The organism is Edwardsiella anguillarum ET080813, assembly GCF_000264765.2.
GTDB classification, from domain to species: domain Bacteria; phylum Pseudomonadota; class Gammaproteobacteria; order Enterobacterales; family Enterobacteriaceae; genus Edwardsiella; species Edwardsiella anguillarum.
This window is the reverse complement of sequence record NZ_CP006664.1, coordinates 390,693-409,880: the sequence shown is the minus strand read 5'-3', so window position 1 is coordinate 409,880 and position 19,188 is coordinate 390,693. Positions and strand designations below refer to the sequence as shown.

Below are 19,188 nucleotides of genomic sequence, written 5' to 3'. Positions count from 1 at the left end.
TCCGCAGTGGGAAATGTCCGGGCCGGCGTCCCGGCGCCGGCGCTGGGCGCCGTACCGGGGTATCGCGCCCGCCGTGGTGTTACGGGCACCGACCATCGCTGCCGCCGCCCGTCTCTGCAGAGAGTGTAGTGGGCGCGTCGGGGCGCACCGTCACCGCCGGTGCGCCGGGCTGCACATTGCGTGCGCTATGGGGGCTATCTGATGATGTCGTCCAGCGCCTCGCGCAGATCGTAGTAGCGAAAGCCAAAGCCCGCCTCCTCCAGATGGCGCGGCAGCACCCGCTGGCCACCCAGCAGAATCTGGCTGGCCTCGCCCATCAGCGCGCGCAGGGCCATGGCGGGAACGCGGAGCAGGGTGGGGCGCCCCAGCACCTCGCCCAGGGTGGCGACGAACTGATCGTTGCGCACCGGGTAGGGGGCGGTCATGTTGAAGGGGCCGCGCAGGGTGGGGTTATCCAGCAGATACAGTATCGCGTTGACCATGTCGTCGATATGGATCCAGGACATGTACTGATGGCCGTTGCCCAATTCGCCGCCGAGCCCCAGGCGGAACAGCGGCAGCATCCGCCCCAGCGCGCCGCCGTTGGGGGCCAGTACGATGCCGGTGCGCAGCAGGCAGACGCGGGTATGTTCGCTCTCCGCCTCACGCGCCAGGGCCTCCCAGCGGGCGCACAGGCGGTAGGTGAAGTCATCGCGGGGTGGGTCATCCTCGTTGAGCGGTGTCTCGTCCTGGCTGCCGTAGTAGCCGACGGCGGAGCCGGAGAGCAGCACGCAGGGCGGGCGCTGGCCGGCGCGGATCAGCTCGGCCAGCCGCTGGGTGACGGTCCAGCGACTGTCGCACAGTACCTGCTTTTGCGCCGCGCTCCAGCGTTTGTCGGCGATCGGCTCACCGGCCAGATTGATCACGGCGTCATAGCCATCCAGACTGGTTAGACTCTCGAGCGAGGTGAGGCACTGAACGCTCTCTCCGAGACGCTGGCGGGCTCGCGCCGCGCTGCGCGTCAGGACGCTCAGGCGATGGCCGAGCACGTGTAGCCGGGCGCACAGCGCCTGGCCGATAAGGCCGGTAGCACCGGTAATCAGGATCTCCATAGGCTGCTCCTTACGGCGCGCGCCGGCGCACCGTCCCCTTCGCTTATTCCCCCCGGCTATAGCGCATGGTTACGGAAACCGAATCGGCATAGCGCAGGGCGTAAAGTTTATCGACCTCTACTTCAGCATAGGTGACCCAAGGATGTTCACAAGCGATCGCCAGCAGATCCTGGGTCAATTTTTCCAGCAGGGCAAAACGGTTTTGCTCCACGTGGGCGATGATGCGTTTGGTGACGGTGCGGTAGTTGAGCGCGTCGGCGATCTCTTCGCTGTGGCGGGCCTGCTGCGCCGGGTAGTGAATGGCGACATTGATCACCACATCCTGGCGGTTGGCGATCTCCTCCTCGTTAATGCCGATAAACGTACGCAGACGCAGGTTTTTAATTTTGATGATGGCATCCGGGAAATGTGGGCTCATAAGCGATCCTGAACGGTAGCGGAACGGACAGGCGGGCGCACCCGCCTGCGAGGATCAGGCCTGGGCGAGCCGGTAGGCGCGCTGGGTGGCCGGACGTGCCTGAATGGCGTGGAACCAGCGGCTGACGGCGGGGTAGTCGGCCAGATCGATGCGCTGGCGGGCGTAGGCGGCAACCCAGGGGTAAATCGCCATATCGGCGATGCTGTAGTCGGCGCCGGCGACGTAGGTGTGCTGCCGCAGCTGCGTTTCCAACACCGCATACAGGCGGCAGGTTTCGACCTGATAACGCTCGATGGCGTAGGGAACCGGCTGCGGGGCATAGTGGTTGAAATGATGATTCTGTCCCAGCATCGGGCCAAAGCCGCCCACCTGCCAGAAGAGCCACTGCAGAGTGGTGGCCCTGGCGCGCAGCTCCGCACTGAGGAAGCGCCCACTCTTCTCCGCGAGATAGAGCAGGATGGCGCCGGACTCGAACAGACTCAGCGGCGCGCCGCCGTCCAGCGGCTGGCGATCGACGATCGCCGGAATTTTATTATTCGGCGAGATCGCCAGAAACGCCGGCGCGAACTGCTCGCCGGCGGCGATATCGACAGGGTGCAGCTGATAGGGCAGGCCACTCTCTTCCAGAAACAGGGTAATCTTGTGGCCGTTGGGTGTCGCAGCGTAGTAAAGATCGATCATGGTCGCTTCCTGCTAGGGGGGAGGGTCTGGCGACTATAGAGCAAATTTCGCGGTGATAAAAGGATGATGTTAACAGATTGTTTGTTATCAGGCGTTTTCCCGACCCGGGCGCAGACGGGATGCGCGACGTGGCGTTTCGTCCCGGCAGAAACATGGCATACTGTCACCGAGGGCGCGCTAGCGTGCCCGACGTTGACTGCCATCAGGAGTGCCTATGAATTCCTCTGCGATCGTTCTCTATTCTGACAGCCGCTATCTGAGTCCCTACGTGATGTCCGTCTTTGTTGCCCTGAAGGAGAAGGGGCTGCGCTGCGAGCTGGTTCCGGTGGATTTGGCGGAGCATGAAAACCGCCAGGAGGCCTATGCGGAGGTGTCGCTGACCCGCCGCGTACCGACGCTGCAGCTGGATGGCTTTGCCCTGGCGGAGTCCTCCGCCATCTGTGAATACCTCGATGAAACCTTCTGCGCGCCGCACTATGCGCCGCTCTATCCGCACGCGCGTCAGGCGCGGGCCATCGCGCGCGAGGTGCAGGCCTGGCTGCGCAGCGATCTGGCCGCGCTGCGCCGTGAACGGCCGAGTGAGGTGGTGTTCTGCGGCCACCGCGCGGGTGCGCTGTCGGCGGAGGCCGAGTATGAGGCTGCCCGTCTGGTGGCCGCCGCGGAGCGTCTGCTGCCGGTCGGGCGCCAAAATCTGTTCGGTGAGTGGTGCATTGCCGACACCGATCTGGCGATGATGCTGAACCGCCTGGCGCAGCATGGCGATGGCCTGCCCGAGCGGCTGGCGGAGTATGCCCATTTCCAGTGGCAGCGGGCCTCGGTGTGTCAGTGGCTGGCGCTGGGGCGCCGCCGCGGGTAAAAAATGGCGCCGCCGCCGGGGTGACTGGTGTCGCGAATGCGGGCTGGTTACACTAAGCGCTATTCCGTCATACGCGCGATGGGCGCGTCCTTTTTGCCGGTGAGAGTCTCACGATGAAATTAATGTTTATCTCCGATATTCACGGTTCGCTCAGCGCGACCGAACGGGCGCTGGAGATCTTTGCGCACAGCGGCTGCCGCTGGCTGATCCTGCTGGGGGATGTACTGAACCACGGGCCGCGCAATCCGCTGCCGGATCGCTACGATCCGCCGGCCGTGGCCGCGTTGCTGAATGGCTGCGCCGAGCGCATTATCGCGGTGCGCGGCAACTGCGACAGCGAGGTCGATCAGATGCTGCTCACGTTTCCGATGATGGCGCCGTGGCAGCAGGTGCTTTTGTCGGACAGACGGCTTTTTTTGACCCACGGTCACCTTTATCATCCCCAGCAGCTTCCTGCGCTGGCGCCGGATGACGTGCTGGTGTACGGCCATACGCACCTGCCGTTGGCCGAGCGTCAGGGGGAGCATCTCTGTTTTAACCCCGGATCCATCAGCCTGCCCAAGGGCGGGAATGTTCCTAGCTTTGGCATGCTGGCGGGGGATCGGCTGTGGGTTCAGGCGCTGCACGGTACAGAGAGACTGGCAGAGGTAAGCCTGAGCGCCGCGGCGGCACGGTAAGATTATCTTTTTTTGGCAAGGGGCCCGACCGCCCGCGTCGGCGGCGACGGCATCGTGGCGCAGCAGCGCCGTTGAGAATCAGTAATAGGGTAGCAGAGGATGGTGGACCAGCAGGTTAACAGCGAGATTGAGTGGGTAGACATCGTTGATGAGAATAACGAGGTTATCGCTCAGGCCAGCCGCCAACAGATGCGGGCGCAGCGTTTGCGCCATCGCGCCACCTACATTGTGGTGCATAACGGGATGGGTAAGATCCTGGTGCAGCAGAGAACCGAGGGCAAGGATTACTATCCCGGCTGGATGGACGCCACCGCCGGCGGCGTGGTGCAGAGCGGCGAGAACATGCTGGAGTCGGCGCGCCGCGAGGCGGAGGAGGAGCTGGGTATCGCCGGGGTGCCTTTCGCCGATCACGGTCTGTTCTACTTTGAGCAGGCAGCGTGCCGGGTCTGGGGCGGGCTGTTTAGCTGCGTATCCCATGGCCCCTTTGCCCTGCAGGAGAGCGAGATCGCGTCCGTATGCTGGATGACGCCGCAGGAGATCGCCGAACGCTGCGACAGCTTTACCCCGGACTCTATCCGGGCGCTATCGCTGTGGATGGCGCGCAACAGCGACGGAGAAGCGCCGGCGCTGTGCACCCGCTGCGGCGAGGTCGATGCCAGCCAGCCGCCGCAGGGAGCGACGCCCGCCGTCGATGCCGATCCCGCCGAGCCGGGCGCTCGCGATTAAAGCAAGCGATAGGTTGCGAAATAGCATTTGCCACGTTAGTCACATCGTTTTGTTATATAAAGAGTTACCGTGAAATCGGGATTTTTATATAAGGAAAAATGATGAAACCCGTATTACCTCTGGTTGCCGGCGTGATGCTGGCTGCCCTTTCGGCGCTGCCGGCGCAGGCCGGCCTGTTTTCCTCTTCTGAAGTGGATGCGGAAAAGCAGGCGGTGCAGCTGGCGCGGGAAACGGCGAATGGGACGTATCAGCTGCTGACCGTGCAGGAGCTGAAGCAGTGGATGGACGAGAAAAAGCCGATGCTGATCGTCGATACCATGCCCTTTTCCGACTCTTACAAGAAGCAGCATATCCCGGGCGCGCTGAATATGGCCTTCCCGATGGGGGATATGAACGTGTGGGATAAGGCCGGCATGGGGGCGATAACGCAGGCCGATTTTATGCGTATGCTGGGCGCCGATAAGGAGCGGGTGCTGGTGTTCTACTGCGGCTTCGTGAAGTGTGCGCGTTCACACAACGCGGCCATGTGGGCCAAGAAGCTGGGCTACCAGCATGTCTACCGCCTGCCGGGCGGGATCACGGCCTGGAAAGAGGCCGGCTATCCGGTAGAGAAGGCCTCTGCGGCGGCGCCGGCACCGGCCGATGCGGCGAAGGGGAGCACCTGCACCCAGGGCTGCTGAGGCGAGACCCTGCGTATGACTCGCCCGTAAATAAAAAAGGCTCCCAACGGGAGCCTTTTTGCGTGGCGGATGCCGTCTTACCGCTGGGAAGACTGAACGGCGGTCAGCGCCACGGTGTAGGTGATATCGTCTACTCGGTAGAGAAGGCCGATGCGGCGAAGGGGAGCACCTGCACCCGGGGCTGCTGAGGTTAGGCCCTGCGTACGCCCGCCCGTAAATAAAAAAGGCTCCCAACGGGAGCCTTTTTGCGTGGCGGATGCCGTCTTACTGTTGGGAAGACTGAATGGCGGTCAGCGCCACGGTGTAGACGATATCGTCTACCAGTGCACCGCGGGACAGGTCGTTGACCGGCTTGCGCATACCCTGCAGCATCGGCCCGATGGAGACCAGGTCGGCGGAACGCTGTACCGCTTTGTAGGTGGTGTTACCGGTGTTCAGATCCGGGAAGATGAACACGGTCGCTTTACCGGCCACCGGCGAGTTCGGCGCCTTGGACTTGGCGACGTCGGCCATGATGGCGGCGTCGTACTGCAGCGGGCCGTCAATGACCAGATCCGGACGTTTTTCCTGCGCCAGACGGGTGGCTTCGCGAACTTTCTCAACGTCGCTGCCCGCGCCGGAGTTACCGGTGGAGTAGGAGATCATCGCCACGCGCGGGTCGATGCCAAAGGCCGCGGCGGAGTCGGCGGACTGGATGGCGATTTCGGCCAGCTGTTCGGCGGTCGGATCCGGGTTGATGGCGCAGTCGCCGTACACCAGCACCTGCTCCGGCAGCAGCATGAAGAAGACGGAGGAGACCAGGGAGCTGCCCGGGGCCGTTTTGATCAGCTGCAGCGGCGGGCGGATGGTGTTGGCGGTGGTGTGTACCGCGCCGGAGACCAGGCCGTCGACTTCGTTCTGCTCCAGCATCAGGGTGCCCAGCACCACGTTGTCTTCCAGCTGCTCGCGGGCGACGACCTCGGTCATCCCCTTGTTCTTGCGCAGCTCGACCAGACGCGGAACGTATTTTTCACGCACGGCGACCGGATCGACGATTTCGATGCCCTTGCCCAGCGTTACGCCCTGAGCGGCGGCGACGCGCTGGATTTCGTCCGGATTACCCAGCAGCACACACTGTGCGATGCCGCGCTCGGCGCAGATCGCGGCCGCTTTGACGGTGCGCGGCTCGTCGCCTTCCGGCAGGACGATACGCTTACCGGCCTTGCGAGCCAATTCGGTCAGCTCGTAGCGGAACGCCGGCGGAGAGAGACGGCGTGAGCGCTCAGAGGTCGCGCTCAGAGATTCGATCCACTGCGCATCGATATGGCTGGCAACAAAGTCCTGCAGTTTCTCTACGCGCTGGTGATCGTCGGCCGGCACTTCCAGGTTGAAGCTCTGCAGGCTCAGAGAGGTCTGCCAGGTGTTGGTGTCGACCATGAATACCGGCAGGCCAGTCTGGAAGGCACGTTCGCACAGCTTGTTGACGCGGGCGTCGACTTCATAGCCGCCGGTCAGCAGCAGTGCGCCGATTTCAACCCCGTTCATCGCCGCCAGGCAGGCGGCGATCAGGACGTCCGGACGATCGGCTGAGGTCACCAGCAGGGAGCCCGGGCGGAAGTGTTCAAGCATGTGCGGGATGCTGCGTGCGCAGAAGGTGACGGACTTGATGCGGCGAGTCTGGATGTCGCCAGCGTTGATCACGCGCGCTTTCAGGTGGTTAGCCATGTCGATGGCGCGGGTCGCGATCAGCTCGAAGCTCCACGGAATGCAGCCCAGCACCGGCAGCGGGCTGTTGGCAACCACCTGAGCGGCATCCAGGGTCGCGACGCGAACCTTGCTGGAGTCATCAAAGATTTCAGACAGGTCAGGGCGGGTACGTCCCTGCTCGTCAACCGGTGCGTTCAGCTTGTTGATGATCACGCCGGCGATATTCTGGTTTTTGCTGCCGCCGAAGCTGGAGCGGGCCAGTTCGATGCGCTCTTTCACCTGATCGACGCTGTCGTTGCCCATCGCCATAACGAAGACGATTTCGGCGTTCAGGGTCTTAGCGATCTCGTAGTTCAGCGCGTTGGCGAACTGGTGTTTACGGGTCGGCACCAGGCCTTCAACCAGCACCACTTCGGCATCTTTGGTGTTTTCGTGATAGCGGGCGACGATCTCTTCCATCAGAACGTCCTGCTGGTTGGAGCTCAGCAGCGCTTCCACGTGGGACATGCGCAGCGGCTCGGCAGCCGGGATGGCGGAGTTGGCGCGGATGATGGTGGTGGTCTGATCCGGCGCATCGGCGTCGGTACGCGGCTGGGCGATCGGTTTGAACACGCTCAGGCGTACGCCTTTTTGCTCCATGGAACGAATGACACCCAGGCTAACGCTGGTCAGGCCAACGCTGGTGCTGGTGGGGATCAACATGATTGTACGGGACACGATAGCAACCTCTTGTGAGTATTCCGCGGCGGGCCCAGGAAGGCCGGGCGGTGACAGGGAGTCTTTGCCGACCGGCGGCGGCGGCGCGCCCCCGGCGAATGACACCGCCTGCCGAAGCAGGCGGTGCGGGCGGGTTAGGCGGTCAGACGGGCAGCGTCCTGCGCGATAACCAGCTCTTCGTTGGTCGGGATCACCATGGCCAGGCGGCTGCCGTCCTTGGTGATCACGCCGGATTTGCCGAAGCGGGCATCCAGGTTACGCTGGTGGTCGATTTCCAGGCCCAGCAGCGCCAGTTTGTCCAGCGTCAGCTCACGCACCATGGCGGCGTTTTCACCGATGCCGCCGGTGAAGATCACGGCGTCCAGACGACCGTCCATCAGCGCGGTATAGGCGCCGACGTACTTGGCCAGACGGTGGCAGTAAACGTCCATGGCGCGCTTGGCGTCAGCCTTGGTGTCGTAGTTGTCTTCCACGTAGCGGCAGTCGCTGGTGACTTCGGTCAGGCCCAGCAGGCCGGACTCTTTGGTCAGCAGGGTATTGATTTCGGCTACGCTCATGCCCAGGGTATCGTGCAGGTGGAACACGATAGCCGGATCGATATCGCCAGAGCGGGTGCCCATCACCAGGCCTTCCAGCGGGGTCAGACCCATAGAGGTGTCTACGCACTCGCCGTTGCGGATGGCGCTGACGGAGCCGCCGTTGCCCAGGTGGCAGGTGATCACGTTCAGCTCTTCAACCGGCTTGTTCAGCATCTTGGCTGCTTCGCGGCTGACGTAGTAGTGGCTGGTGCCGTGGGCGCCGTAGCGGCGGATGCCGTGCTCTTTGTACAGGTGGTACGGTAGGGCGTACAGGTAGGACTCTTCCGGCATGGTGGTGTGGAACGCGGTGTCGAAGACGGCGACGTTCTTGTTTTTCAGCAGCGGGAAGGATTTGAACGCTTCTTCGATGCCGATCAGGTGCGCCGGGTTGTGCAGCGGTGCAAACGGGATAGCGTCTTTGATACCCTGCAGGACTTCGTCGTTGATGACGGCAGAGTGGGTGAACTTCTCGCCGCCGTGAACGATACGGTGACCGATGGCGGTCAGTGAGGCGGAGAGCTCCGGCTTCTGTGCCAGGATGGTGTTCACGATGAAGCTCAGGGCTTCGCTATGCGCCGCGCCTGCGCCCAGCGCCGCTTCGTGTTTCGCACCGTCCATTTTCCATTTAATACGGGCTTCAGGGAGGTTAAAACATTCGGCTAAACCAGACAGGTGCTCTTCACCGTTTGCCGCGTTAATGATGGCGAATTTCAGGGAAGAACTGCCGCAGTTAAGAACCAGTACCAGCTTCGACATGGAAGTACCTACTTGTTATGCGTGGTTAGAAAATGTACCAAACAGACGCTAAGCGTAGCGCAATACGCCGTCGGCATTTATGATTAACATCATGCGCGGTACGATCTGGCCGCGGGCCGCGAACGCACCGTTCATAAACGGTGTTGCATCAAAATATCCGCCCGCAGGCGGCCACGGTATTCAGGAGCTCGCCCTCGGCGTCGCCGGGAGCACCCTGAACCATGCAGGTTCACAGCAGCGCGCTTTGGCGCTGCGGCATGTCTGCCACTGTCCGTCGCTCCCCGCAGGGGAGTGCGCTGCTGTGAGCCCGCCCGTAACGGTTTTCGCCAGGCCGCGAACGGCGGTGGCACTCCTTAATACGGGGGCGATGAGTGCGGGCGTCAGCGGTATGGAGGATTTTTTACCCTTCTTGACTGACGGCGGCCTCAAGGCCGGCTTAGAATACCGATAGCGGCCTTTAAAAACAAAATAAATTTGAGGCCGCATATTTTTTGTTTTCATTTTATGATTTTTTTTTAACTCTTATCGAATAAATTGAGGTTGCCATGTCATCTGCCCCCACGCCGCACGTCGCCTGGTTCCGCCTTTTCCAGCGCGGTCAGATCTATATGAAGACCTGGCCGAATGAAAAACGTCTGGCGCCGGTGTTCCCGGAAAACCGCGTGACCCGCGCCACCCGCTTCGCCATTCGCTTTATGCCGCCGATCGCCATGTTTACCCTGTGCTGGCAAATCGCCCTGGGCGGCCAGCTGGGACCGGCCATCGCGACGGCGCTGTTTGCCTGTAGCCTACCGATGCAGGGGCTGTGGTGGCTGGGCAAACGCGCGGTAACGCCGCTGCCGCCGACGCTGCTGCAGTGGTTTCATCAGCTGCGCGACAAGCTGCAGACCGCCGGCATCGCCCTGGCGCCCGTCGATGGCGCGCCGACCTACCAGTCGCTGGCGGAGCTGCTGCGCCGCTGCTGTAAGCAGCTGGATAAAACCTTTCTGGACGATATCTAAGCGCCGCTGTTAATTATTTGTGCTTAAAATGAGTGCGTCGTGATAATTAATGGTCGTGCTGGGCGTTTAATCACCTTTTTATTGGTCTAAATATTTGCCTGGATCAAAAAACACCTTTTATTACACTGTTGGTGAATTTGGCAATATGTCATGCTGAGCGGCGAATATTGACCGTGGTAATTCTGGCCGTCGTCGGCCGATAAGGACAGTAAAAATGGAAATGACCAATGCACAGCGCCTGATCCTCTCCAATCAGTATAAAATGATGTCGATGCTCGATCCGGATAACGCCGAACGCTACCGCCGTCTGCAGACGATCATTGAGCGGGGGTTTGGCCTGCAGCTGCGCGAGCTGGATCGCGACTTTGGTGAACTGCCGGAAGAGACCTGTCGCAGCATCATCGATATAATGGAGATGCACCACGCGCTGCAGGTCTCTTACAATAACCTGAAAGAGCGCCAGGATATCGACGCCCGTCGCCTGGAGTTCCTGGGGTTCGATGCGGCGACGGAGGCGCGCTATCTGAGCTACGTCCGTTTTCTGGTGAATACCGAAGGGCGCTATACCCACTTTGACTGCGGCACCCATGGCTTCAACGCCCAGACCAAAATGTGGGATAAGTACCTGCGCATGCTGGCCGTTTGGCATGCCTGTCCGCGCCAGTACCATTTAAGCGCCGTCGAGATTACGCAAATTTTGAATGCGTAACGGCGGTTGATTTTGTCATGAGGAGTACCCGTGAAGTGTAAAGGTTTTTTGTTTGACCTCGATGGAACCCTGGTGGATTCATTGCCGGTGGTGGAACGTTCGTGGATTAACTGGGCCAAGCGTCAGGGGATCAATCCTCAGCAAGTATTGGAATTTATTCATGGTAAGCAGGCGATCACCTCCCTGCGTCACTTTATGCCGGACGCCGATGAGGCGCGCCTGCAGGAAGAGTTCGACTGGCTGGAGGCGCTGGAGTCGCGCGACACCGACGGCATCGTTGCGATGCCCGGCGCCGCCGCACTGATCGCCCGTCTCGATGCGCTGGAGATCCCCTGGGGGATCGTGACCTCGGGGTCGGTGCCGGTGGCCTATGCGCGCTGTAAGGCCGCCGGGCTGCCGAAGCCGGCGGTGTTTATCACCGCAGAACAGGTACAGCGCGGCAAGCCGGAGCCGGATGCCTATCTGCTGGGGGCGCAAAGGCTAGAGCTGGCGCCGGGTGCCTGCGCCGTGGTGGAAGATGCTCCGGCCGGGATCCTAGCCGGGCTGACGGCCGGTTGCCAGGTGATCGCCGTCAACGCCCCGGCGGAGACCCCCAAGCTGGATAAGGTGACCTTGGTATTGCGTAGCCTGGCGTTGATCGCCGTGACGCGCGTTGGCGACGAGGCCGAGATCGCCTTGGTGCAAGATTAGGCCGTCAGCCGACGTCCTGTTGCGACGACGACGGCGCGCTGTTGCGCGGTCACGGCGCGATGTCCCTCCTGTCCCTCCTCGCCTGTGACGTTGTCGTCACCGGCGGGGGAGGCTAGCCTACTGCCTACTGCCTACTGCCTACTGCCTACTGCCTACTGCCTACTGCCTACTGCCTACTGCCTACTGCCTACTGCCTACTGCCTACTGCCTACTGCCTACTGCCTACTGCTTACCGCGCGCCGATAGCATCGCGCATCAAGCGGCGCAGCATAGTCGCATCGGCGTGAGTTTATCGGCCCTGCTGGCGCGTATTAAGAGCGACGGCGGCAGAGCGGTGAAACAGAATACCCCGATCGTCACGAGCTTTGTCGGGATTGGCAACGCGCAGGAGCCGGGCTGGAAGGGATATGCCGGTATCCGTTGGCTTGATGCCTCACTCGATATCGACCGTGCCTATGACAACGGTGTCGAGCGTCGGGGTAGCCGCGGCTCGGCGCGTAGCCAGGCGCTGAATACGGCTATACCTTCGCGCCGATGCCCAACTATCGCCTGACGCCTTTTCTCGCATTGAGCTACAGTGATACGCGTGGGGAAGGCGATGATGAGCAGGGGAGCGCACCTTTCCTCGCCACTTTTGCTGGGCAACGCAGCAGGGTCATTAGCCGGCGCACTGGCGCAGAAAGCGCCTATCGCCGCAGAGGGTGTGCCAACCTCACTCTGCGGGCGGATCTGCGTAAGGATCGTCATAGCGCCAACGGCGGCGCGAGCGCGACGGTATTGGGCGGCTTCGGCGGGTTGGTCAGTCGCTATCGGTTAGCGAAAATCGCACGGGTGATGCCGGAGATCGAGGCGGGTTACCCGGGTACGATGAGCGCCCGGCAGCAGGTGACGCTGGAGAGTGGGTATCGTGATACAGGCTTCGGCTCGGGAGAGTTGCGCGCCGGCTGAGCTATCGGGTGAGTTTTTAATCACGCAGGGCGCGATGTGGGAGGGCGCAGCATCACCGCGTTTCCCTTGTCCGCGGCGTGCCGTCTGGCGGGGAGACGCCGCGGATAAAATCCCCCTGCATCCGTTGGTTATTTTATGGCATAGTTAATCGCAGTTAACCCGTTTGTGTTATCCATGGTTAAGGGATATGCCCCACGTCAGCGGGGAAAAAGCGGCAGGAGAGGGTGTTGTAAAGGGAGACGTCGTGAACGGTCAGTTGGTGTGGGTATTAAGCTTACTGCTGGTGGCCATCGTGCTGTTTGCCACCAACAGACTGCGGATGGATGTGGTCGCCCTGCTGATCATCGTTGCGTTCGTGCTGAGCGGAACGCTGACCCTGGCCGAGGCTACCGCCGGTTTCAGCGATCCCAACGTGCTGTTGATCGCCGCGCTGTTCGTGATCGGTGACGGTCTGGTACGCACCGGCGTCGCCTATCAGGTCGGCGAGTGGCTGATGCGGGTGGCCGGCGACAGCGAGGCCAAGATGCTGGTGCTGCTGATGGGCACGGTCGCCCTGCTGGGCGCCGTGATGAGCTCGACCGGGGTGGTGGCCATCTTTATTCCGGTGGTGCTGAGCGTGGCGGCGCGGATGAAAACCGCGCCGGGCCGGCTGATGATGCCGCTGAGCTTTGCCGGGCTTATCAGCGGAATGATGACGCTGGTGGCGACCCCGCCTAACATGATCGTCAGCAGCGAACTGGTGCGCGAAGGGCTGGGGGGACTGCGTTTCTTCAGCGTTACGCCCATCGGGATCATCGTACTGCTGCTGGGGATTGGCTATATGCTGATCGCTCGCCGCTGGCTGGGCGCCGCGCAGCAGGCGCCGCACAAGGATAACTGGCAGCGGCGCACCTTTCGCGATTTAATCCGGGACTATCGCCTGGCCGGGCGCGCCCGGCGCCTGGCGCTGCGCCATGGCTCGCCGCTGATCGGCCATACCCTGGATGAGCTGCACCTGCGCGCCCGCTACGGCGCCAACGTGGTGGGGATCGAGCGCTGGCGTAAGTTCCGCCGGGTGATGGTCAGCGCCTTTGGGGATACGGAGCTGAAGGCGCGCGACGTACTGCTGGTCGATATGTCCGATCCGCAGGTGGATGTCCGCGCCTTCTGCGCCGAGCAGCTGCTGGAGCCGATGGTGCTGCGCGGCGAGTACTTCTCTGAGCAGGCGCGCGACGTCGGCATGGCCGAAGTCACCCTGGTGCCGGAGGCCGAGGTGATCGGAAAAACCCTGCGCGAAGTCACGTTCCGTACCCGCTATGGGCTGAACGTGGTCGGTATTCGCCGCAATGGCAACGCGCTGGAGGGCAAGCTGGTGGACGAGCCGCTGCAGATGGGCGATATTCTGCTGGTCATCGGCAGCTGGCGCCAGATCCGCCAGCTGCGTCAGCTACAGCAGAATGCGCGTAACTTTGTGGTGCTGAGTCTGCCGGCGGAGGTCGACGACGAGGTCCCCGCGCTCTCTCAGGCCCCCCATGCGCTGTTTTGCCTGGCGCTGATGATCGCCATGATGCTGACGGCGGAGATCCCCAACGTTATCGCCGCGCTGATCGCCTGCCTGCTGATGGGCAAGTTTCGCTGCATCGATATGGAGAGCGCCTACAAGGCGATCCACTGGCCTAGCCTGATTCTGATCGTCGGCATGCTGCCCTTTGCGCTGGCGCTGCAGAAAACCGGCGGGATCGAGCTGGCGGTGCGCGGGCTGACCGACGCCGTCGGCGGTCTGGGGCCGCGCGGCATCTTAGGCTGCCTGTTTGTGCTGTGTGCGGTGATCGGGCTGTTTATCTCCAATACCGCCACCGCGGTACTGATGGCGCCCATCGCCATCGCCGTGGCGCGCGAGCTGCAGATGTCGCCCTATCCCTTCGCCATCATTATCGCCATTTCGGCCTCGGCGGCCTTTATGACCCCGGTCTCTTCACCGGTCAATACCCTGGTGCTGGGGCCGGGCAACTACCGCTTTGGCGACTTCGTGCGTATCGGGGTGCCCTTCACGCTGCTGGTGATGCTGGTCAGCGTGGCGGTGGTGCCCTGGTTGTTCCCGTTTTAGGGGCGGTGCAGACCGATGCCCGGATTACAGCGGGGTATCCTGGCTGATCTCATCCAGTGACAGGGTGAAGCTCGGCACGAAGACCTGGATAAAGTACGCCATTTCCGGGCTATTGCGCTGATCCAGGGTTTTTTCCAGCCGCGCCTTGGCCAGCAGAAACTCCTGGTTGCCGGCGGCGAGCTCCTCCAGACATTTCAGATAGGCGCACAGCGCATCGGCCTGTTTGACTATTTGGCGCTCCTCCGGCGGGTAACTACGTTCGTCGATCAGCGGTAAAAAATCCTGGCGCAGCTCGGCGGGCAGCATGGCCAGCAGCTTCTGCTGTGCCATCTCCTCTATCTTTTTGTATTCGTGGGCTATCTGCGGATTGTAGTACTTGATGGGCGTCGGCAGATCGCCGGTGAGCACTTCGCTGGCGTCGTGGTACATGGCCTGTAAGGCGACACGCTCCGCGTCCACGCTGCCGCCAAACAGACGGTTTTTGATAATCGCCAGGGCGTGGGCGACAAAGGCAACCTGCAGGCTGTGCTCGGAGACGTTTTCGGTGCGCACGTTGCGCATCAGCGGCCAGCGGCTGATCAGTTTCAGGCGGGCGAGATGGGCAAAAAAATGGCTCTGGATGTGGCTCATGGTGATGTCATGCCTGTCGCAGTAATGGAGCTCACCATTATGCGTCAAAAATGACAGCGGCGCCCTCGGGCGCCGCTGCGGGATCAATATTTCTGGTGATAGGTCGACAGGAAGCGCCCCAGCTTGAGGATGGCGCTGTCCAGCTCGTCAACCCGCGGCAGGGTGACGATGCGGAAGTGATCCGGCTCCGGCCAGTTGAAGGCGGTCCCCTGCACCAGCAGGACTTTTTCCTGCAACAGCAGATCCAGTACCATCTTCTGATCGTTATGAATATTAAAGCGTTTGGCGTCGATCTTTGGGAACATGTACAGCGCTCCGCGCGGCTTGACGCAGGAGAGCCCCGGGATTTGGTTGATCAGCTCCCAGGCGCGGTTGCGCTGTTCATACAGGCGGCCGCCCGGGCAGATAAATTCGCTGATGCTCTGATAGCCGCCCAGCGCCGTCTGAATGGCGTGCTGCATCGGCACGTTGGCGCATAGGCGCATGGAAGCCAACATCTCTAGCCCCTCAATGTAGCCCTTGGCGTGCTTTTTCGGCCCGCTGAGCACCATCCAGCCCTGGCGGAAGCCGGCGACGCGATAGGTTTTGGAGAGGCCATTAAAGGTGATCACCAGCAGATCCGGCGCCAGGGAGGCGATCGAGATGTGCTGCGCGTCGTCATACAGGATCTTGTCGTAGATCTCATCGGCAAAGATGATCAGGTTATGCTCGCGGGCTAGATCCACAATCTGTTCCAACAGCGCCTTGCTGTAGACGGCGCCGGTCGGATTATTGGGGTTGATGATGACGATACCGCGGGTGCGCGGGGTGATTTTGCTGCGGATGTCGTCGATGTCGGGGAACCAGTCCGCCTGCTCATCGCAGCGGTAGTGCACCGCGTTGCCGCCGGACAGCGCAACGGCGGCGGTCCACAGCGGGTAGTCCGGCGCCGGAACCAGCATCTCATCGTTGGTGTTGAGCAGCGCCTGCATCGACTGCACGATAAGCTCGGAGACGCCGTTGCCGATGTAAATGTCCTCGACGGTGACGTCGTGGATGTCGCGGGCCTGATAGTGCTGCATAATGGCCTTGCGCGCCGAATAGAGCCCTTTAGAGTCGCTGTAGCCCTGCGCCGTCGGCAGGTTGCGGATCACGTCGACCAGAATTTCGTCCGGCGCTTCAAAGCCGAAGGGGGCCGGGTTGCCAATGTTCAGCTTGAGGACTTTGTTGCCTTCTTCTTCCAGCCGTTTGGCTTCTTTGAGTACCGGACCGCGAATGTCATAGCATACGTGGTCCAGCTTGTGGGATTTTTCGATCGGAGACATAACTCTGTGGCCTTATTTATATCAGCGCCGCCGCTGACGGATCGGTGTCCTTACTGACACGGCAATATAAAATACTGTACTCCCCGCGATCGGGGTTTAGAAGACAGATGTCTGTTTTTAGTGCAAAACAGTATTATTCACGGCTAATGCTTAGCAAAATAGATGGTGTTATACGTCTATTGTGGTTCATTTAACTATGTTATTTGTGTTTATTGGTTAAATAAACTGATAAAAAGAGCGAGTGACGTAAAGCGACGACAACAGAGAGGGAGAGTCGGTGAAAAAAACAACGCAGCCAGAGTGGGTGGCCCCCCTGCGGCGCCTGCCGCGCAGTCTGGCGCCGCTGCTGCATCTGCAGCGGCGCCACTACGGCGAAGTGCTGAATCCTGTCCGCTGGTGGGGGCGCTTTCCCCGCCTGTTCTGGCTGATCGCCCTGTTTGTCGGTTACCTTGAGCGTCGTCAGTCCACGTTGACACCCAGCCTGCGCGCCCTGGTGATGACCCGGGTCTCCCAGCGCTGCGACTGCGCCTTCTGCATCGATGCCAACGGGCTGCGTCTGGCGCAGCGCAGCGGTTCGCTGGATAAGGTGCTGGCGGTCGCGACATGGCAGGAGGCCGACTGCTTTGACGCGGTGGAGCGGGCGGCGCTGGCCTATGCCGACGCCGTCAGTGCGACGCCGCCGCAGGTGTCTGCGGCGCTGAAGGCGGAGCTGCGCCGCCATTTCGACGATCGCGCGCTAACCGAGTTGACGGCGCTGGTGGCGTTTCAAAATCTGTCGGCGCGCTTTAACGCCGCGCTGGATATCCCCGCGCAGGGGCTGTGTACGCCCGCCGCCGGACGTCGGGGAGGCGAGGATGCTTGATCGCTATCTGCACCCGCCGCTGAAGCCGGCGCTGGCCCGTCTGGCCGCCGGGTTGGATCGCCGCGGGGTGCGCGCCGATCACCTGACGCTGTTCGGCTTCGCCGTTGGCGCACTGGCGGTGCCGCTGCTGATGTGGCAGCAGTACGGCGCGGCGCTGGCGGCCGTGCTGATCAACCGGCTGTGCGATGGGCTGGATGGGGCGCTGGCGCGCCGCCAGGGACTCAGCGACGCCGGGGGATTTCTGGATATCTCCCTCGACTTTCTGTTTTATGCCCTGCTGCCGCTGGGATTTGTGCTGGCCGATCCGGCGCAGAATGCGCTGCCCGGCGCCTGGCTGCTGTGCGCCTTTATCGGCACCGGCAGCAGCTTTCTGGCCTTTGCCGCGCTGGCGCAAAAGCACCGTCTACTGGCGCTGGCCTATCCGCATAAATCCTTTTATTACCTGGGGGGGCTGACGGAGGGCACGGAGACCATCCTGCTGTTTATCGCGTTCTGCCTATGGCCGTCCCTGTTTGCGCCGCTGGCCTGGCTGTTCGGGGCGCTGTGCTGGTTTACCACCCTGACCCGGGTGTGGGGCGGATATCACACCCTGCGCCGGGTGGCGCAGGATGACGCGGCGCAGGGTGAATAAAGGGCATCGGGGCCGGGGAGGCGATCCGACGCCCGTCGCACGCTCAGCGCCAGCTGCTTTCCGGGCCGCGTTCGCCACGGGCGATCGGGTTGGCCGGATTGGCTGACCATTCGTACCAACCGCCGTCATAGACGCCGATGCGCGACCAGCCCATGGCCCGTGCATACATGAAGGCTTCGGCGGCCCGCCAGCCGGTGCCGCAGTAGAAGGCGACCTGCTGATCCGGCGTGATGTGCCAGGTACGCCACATGGCGGCGATGTCGTCGCCGGCGCGCATGGTGCCGTCGGGGTTATGGAAGTCTTCCATATGGGTGGCGTCGCTGCCGGCGTGGCCCCAGCGGGCGCCGGCGATCTCGCCCTTGGGCTTGATGTAGCTATAGCCGCTGGTGACGCCGGTGAATTCAGGCCAGGAGCGGATGCTGATCAGCGAGGCATCGCGGCGATTCAGCAGGGCGCGCGCCTGGGCGGTGGAGAGCATCAGCTGCGGATCGCCGGGGAAGGGGGCGCCAAAGTCAGCGGCCGGCGTGGAGTCTGCGGGAAGACCTCGCTCGACCGGCAGATCGGCGCGCTGCCAGGTCTGAAAACCCCCGTCCAGCAGGCGTACATCCTTCACCCCGGCGTAGAGCAGGATCTGCGCGACCCGGGCGGCGGCATAGACGTCGCGGCCGTATAAGATCACCGTAGTATCGCTACGGATGCCCTGCTTGGCCAGCAGCGCCTTCAGCTGGGCGTCGGGGACTTTATTCCACAGCGGCTCGCTCTCGACCGTATTGGTATCGATGTAGCCGGCGCCGGGGATATGGCTGAGCAGATACTGTTTCGGCGCCCCCCAGGCCGCCTCAAACACTTTCCACTGGCCGGCCGGCGGGTTGGCCACCGGCTGACCCCGCTGCAGATCGTGCAGCCACTGCGGATAAACCAGCTGTTCATAGTGGGCCAGACGCTGCAGACGGTCTGGCTGGCTCAGGGCATCGCTCAGCGGTTCGACATGGCTGAAGCCCAGTGCCCGAAGGCGGTGGGAGACGGCGTCGACCTGCGCCGGTGTACCGTACAGTGCCACGGTTCGCTGGCTGTCCAGGCGGTGGTCGCTGAGCCAGGCGCGCAGCTGCGCATCGTCCATCAGCGGCAGCCACTCGGCGGCGAGGTTGAGCGCGCCGGGCTCGTGACCTGAGGTGCCCTGGTCTGGCCAGCCGTTATAGTCGGCGCTGGGACGGGTGTCGATAGCAACGCCCTGCCGAGCCTGCAGTGTGTGTAGCGGGATCGCCTGTGCGATGGCGTCGCTGCACAGCGTAACGGCTAGCCACAGGGCGCCGGCCAGCGAAAGAAGTGGTCTCATATACCCTTATCCATCATACAAAAGTGCTTGGGAGAGGGCGATGCTACACCAATCCACGCACGAACGCACAATCGTTGTCGTCCATCAAAGGGGGCGGCGGCATTTATGCGTAGTCTTGTTCGTTT

The 19,188-nt window shown here is 62.2% G+C and carries 21 protein-coding genes; 13 read left to right on the top strand and 8 right to left on the bottom strand.

Annotation, left to right across the window (positions count from 1 at the left end; translation table 11 throughout):
- Positions 1–194: 194 nt before the first annotated feature.
- The 3 genes from ETEE_RS01835 to yfcG are packed head-to-tail and all read right to left on the bottom strand — an operon-like array spanning position 195 to position 2,190.
- Positions 195–1,091 (bottom strand): TIGR01777 family oxidoreductase, encoded by an 897-nt coding sequence (locus ETEE_RS01835; RefSeq protein ID WP_034162643.1) that lies wholly within the window; start codon positions 1,089–1,091, stop codon positions 195–197.
- 43 nt (positions 1,092–1,134) lie between these two features.
- Positions 1,135–1,509, bottom strand: a complete 375-nt coding sequence (gene folX, locus ETEE_RS01830) for a dihydroneopterin triphosphate 2'-epimerase (protein WP_034162642.1) — start codon at positions 1,507–1,509, stop codon at positions 1,135–1,137.
- Between the two features lie 54 nt (positions 1,510–1,563).
- A complete protein-coding gene (gene yfcG / locus ETEE_RS01825) occupies positions 1,564–2,190 on the bottom strand; it encodes a GSH-dependent disulfide bond oxidoreductase (protein WP_034162641.1) in 627 nt (208 codons plus the stop codon).
- Positions 2,191–2,404: 214 nt separating this feature from the next.
- On the opposite strand from yfcG, the gene yfcF reads away from it, so the two are divergent.
- From yfcF to ETEE_RS22175, 5 genes are all read left to right on the top strand, one after another.
- Complete coding sequence (gene yfcF, locus ETEE_RS01820) at positions 2,405–3,046, top strand: glutathione transferase (RefSeq protein ID WP_034162640.1); 642 nt, start codon at positions 2,405–2,407, stop codon at positions 3,044–3,046.
- A 113-nt stretch (positions 3,047–3,159) separates the two neighbouring features.
- Complete coding sequence (gene yfcE, locus ETEE_RS01815) at positions 3,160–3,723, top strand: phosphodiesterase (RefSeq protein WP_034162639.1); 564 nt, start codon at positions 3,160–3,162, stop codon at positions 3,721–3,723.
- 99 nt (positions 3,724–3,822) lie between these two features.
- Positions 3,823–4,449: an NUDIX hydrolase YfcD gene (gene yfcD, locus ETEE_RS01810; RefSeq protein WP_081926386.1), complete on the top strand. Its 627-nt coding sequence runs from the start codon at positions 3,823–3,825 to the stop codon at positions 4,447–4,449.
- 101 nt (positions 4,450–4,550) lie between these two features.
- Complete coding sequence (locus tag ETEE_RS01805; protein WP_034162638.1) at positions 4,551–5,129, top strand: rhodanese-like domain-containing protein; 579 nt, start codon at positions 4,551–4,553, stop codon at positions 5,127–5,129.
- Between the two features lie 62 nt (positions 5,130–5,191).
- On the top strand, positions 5,192–5,317 hold the full coding sequence (locus ETEE_RS22175; RefSeq protein WP_255640304.1) for a hypothetical protein: 126 nt from the start codon (positions 5,192–5,194) through the stop codon (positions 5,315–5,317).
- A 76-nt stretch (positions 5,318–5,393) separates the two neighbouring features.
- On the opposite strand, the gene pta is transcribed toward ETEE_RS22175, so the two are convergent.
- Positions 5,394–7,532 carry a phosphate acetyltransferase gene (gene pta, locus ETEE_RS01800; RefSeq protein WP_015461927.1) on the bottom strand — a complete coding sequence of 713 codons (2,139 nt, stop codon included), beginning with the start codon at positions 7,530–7,532 and terminating at the stop codon, positions 5,394–5,396.
- Positions 7,533–7,666: 134 nt separating this feature from the next.
- Entirely contained in the window at positions 7,667–8,866 is a 1,200-nt protein-coding gene (gene ackA, locus ETEE_RS01795; protein WP_015461926.1) for an acetate kinase, read from the bottom strand.
- A gap of 545 nt (positions 8,867–9,411) precedes the next feature.
- Here ackA and yfbV point away from each other — a divergent pair.
- From yfbV to ETEE_RS01760, 6 genes are all read left to right on the top strand, one after another.
- A complete protein-coding gene (gene yfbV, locus ETEE_RS01785) occupies positions 9,412–9,867 on the top strand; it encodes a terminus macrodomain insulation protein YfbV (RefSeq protein ID WP_034162636.1) in 456 nt (151 codons plus the stop codon).
- 214 nt (positions 9,868–10,081) lie between these two features.
- Complete coding sequence (locus ETEE_RS01780) at positions 10,082–10,576, top strand: YfbU family protein (RefSeq protein WP_034162635.1); 495 nt, start codon at positions 10,082–10,084, stop codon at positions 10,574–10,576.
- A 30-nt stretch (positions 10,577–10,606) separates the two neighbouring features.
- Positions 10,607–11,266 (top strand): sugar phosphatase, encoded by a 660-nt coding sequence (locus ETEE_RS01775; RefSeq protein WP_034162634.1) that lies wholly within the window; start codon positions 10,607–10,609, stop codon positions 11,264–11,266.
- Positions 11,267–11,549: 283 nt separating this feature from the next.
- Positions 11,550–11,819, top strand: a complete 270-nt coding sequence (locus ETEE_RS01770; RefSeq protein ID WP_034162633.1) for a hypothetical protein — start codon at positions 11,550–11,552, stop codon at positions 11,817–11,819.
- A 14-nt stretch (positions 11,820–11,833) separates the two neighbouring features.
- Positions 11,834–12,214 (top strand): hypothetical protein, encoded by a 381-nt coding sequence (locus ETEE_RS01765; RefSeq protein ID WP_237753779.1) that lies wholly within the window; start codon positions 11,834–11,836, stop codon positions 12,212–12,214.
- A 244-nt stretch (positions 12,215–12,458) separates the two neighbouring features.
- Positions 12,459–14,300, top strand: a complete 1,842-nt coding sequence (locus tag ETEE_RS01760; RefSeq protein WP_034162631.1) for an SLC13 family permease — start codon at positions 12,459–12,461, stop codon at positions 14,298–14,300.
- A 24-nt stretch (positions 14,301–14,324) separates the two neighbouring features.
- On the opposite strand, the gene yfbR is transcribed toward ETEE_RS01760, so the two are convergent.
- Together yfbR and ETEE_RS01750 are read right to left on the bottom strand one after the other, a co-directional pair.
- Positions 14,325–14,930, bottom strand: a complete 606-nt coding sequence (yfbR, locus tag ETEE_RS01755; protein ID WP_034162630.1) for a 5'-deoxynucleotidase — start codon at positions 14,928–14,930, stop codon at positions 14,325–14,327.
- Between the two features lie 83 nt (positions 14,931–15,013).
- Positions 15,014–16,234 (bottom strand): pyridoxal phosphate-dependent aminotransferase, encoded by a 1,221-nt coding sequence (locus ETEE_RS01750; protein WP_034162629.1) that lies wholly within the window; start codon positions 16,232–16,234, stop codon positions 15,014–15,016.
- Between the two features lie 277 nt (positions 16,235–16,511).
- Between ETEE_RS01750 and ETEE_RS01745 the strand changes: the two genes are divergently transcribed.
- Together ETEE_RS01745 and ETEE_RS01740 are read left to right on the top strand one after the other, a co-directional pair.
- Positions 16,512–17,096, top strand: coding sequence for a carboxymuconolactone decarboxylase family protein (locus ETEE_RS01745; RefSeq protein ID WP_034162628.1), 585 nt, complete (start codon positions 16,512–16,514; stop codon positions 17,094–17,096).
- Entirely contained in the window at positions 17,089–17,727 is a 639-nt protein-coding gene (locus tag ETEE_RS01740) for a CDP-alcohol phosphatidyltransferase family protein (protein WP_034162627.1), read from the top strand. Before ETEE_RS01745 ends, ETEE_RS01740 begins: the two co-directional genes overlap by 8 nt.
- A gap of 43 nt (positions 17,728–17,770) precedes the next feature.
- On the opposite strand, the gene ETEE_RS01735 is transcribed toward ETEE_RS01740, so the two are convergent.
- Entirely contained in the window at positions 17,771–19,063 is a 1,293-nt protein-coding gene (locus ETEE_RS01735) for a rhodanese-like domain-containing protein (RefSeq protein WP_034162626.1), read from the bottom strand.
- Positions 19,064–19,188 lie beyond the last annotated feature (125 nt).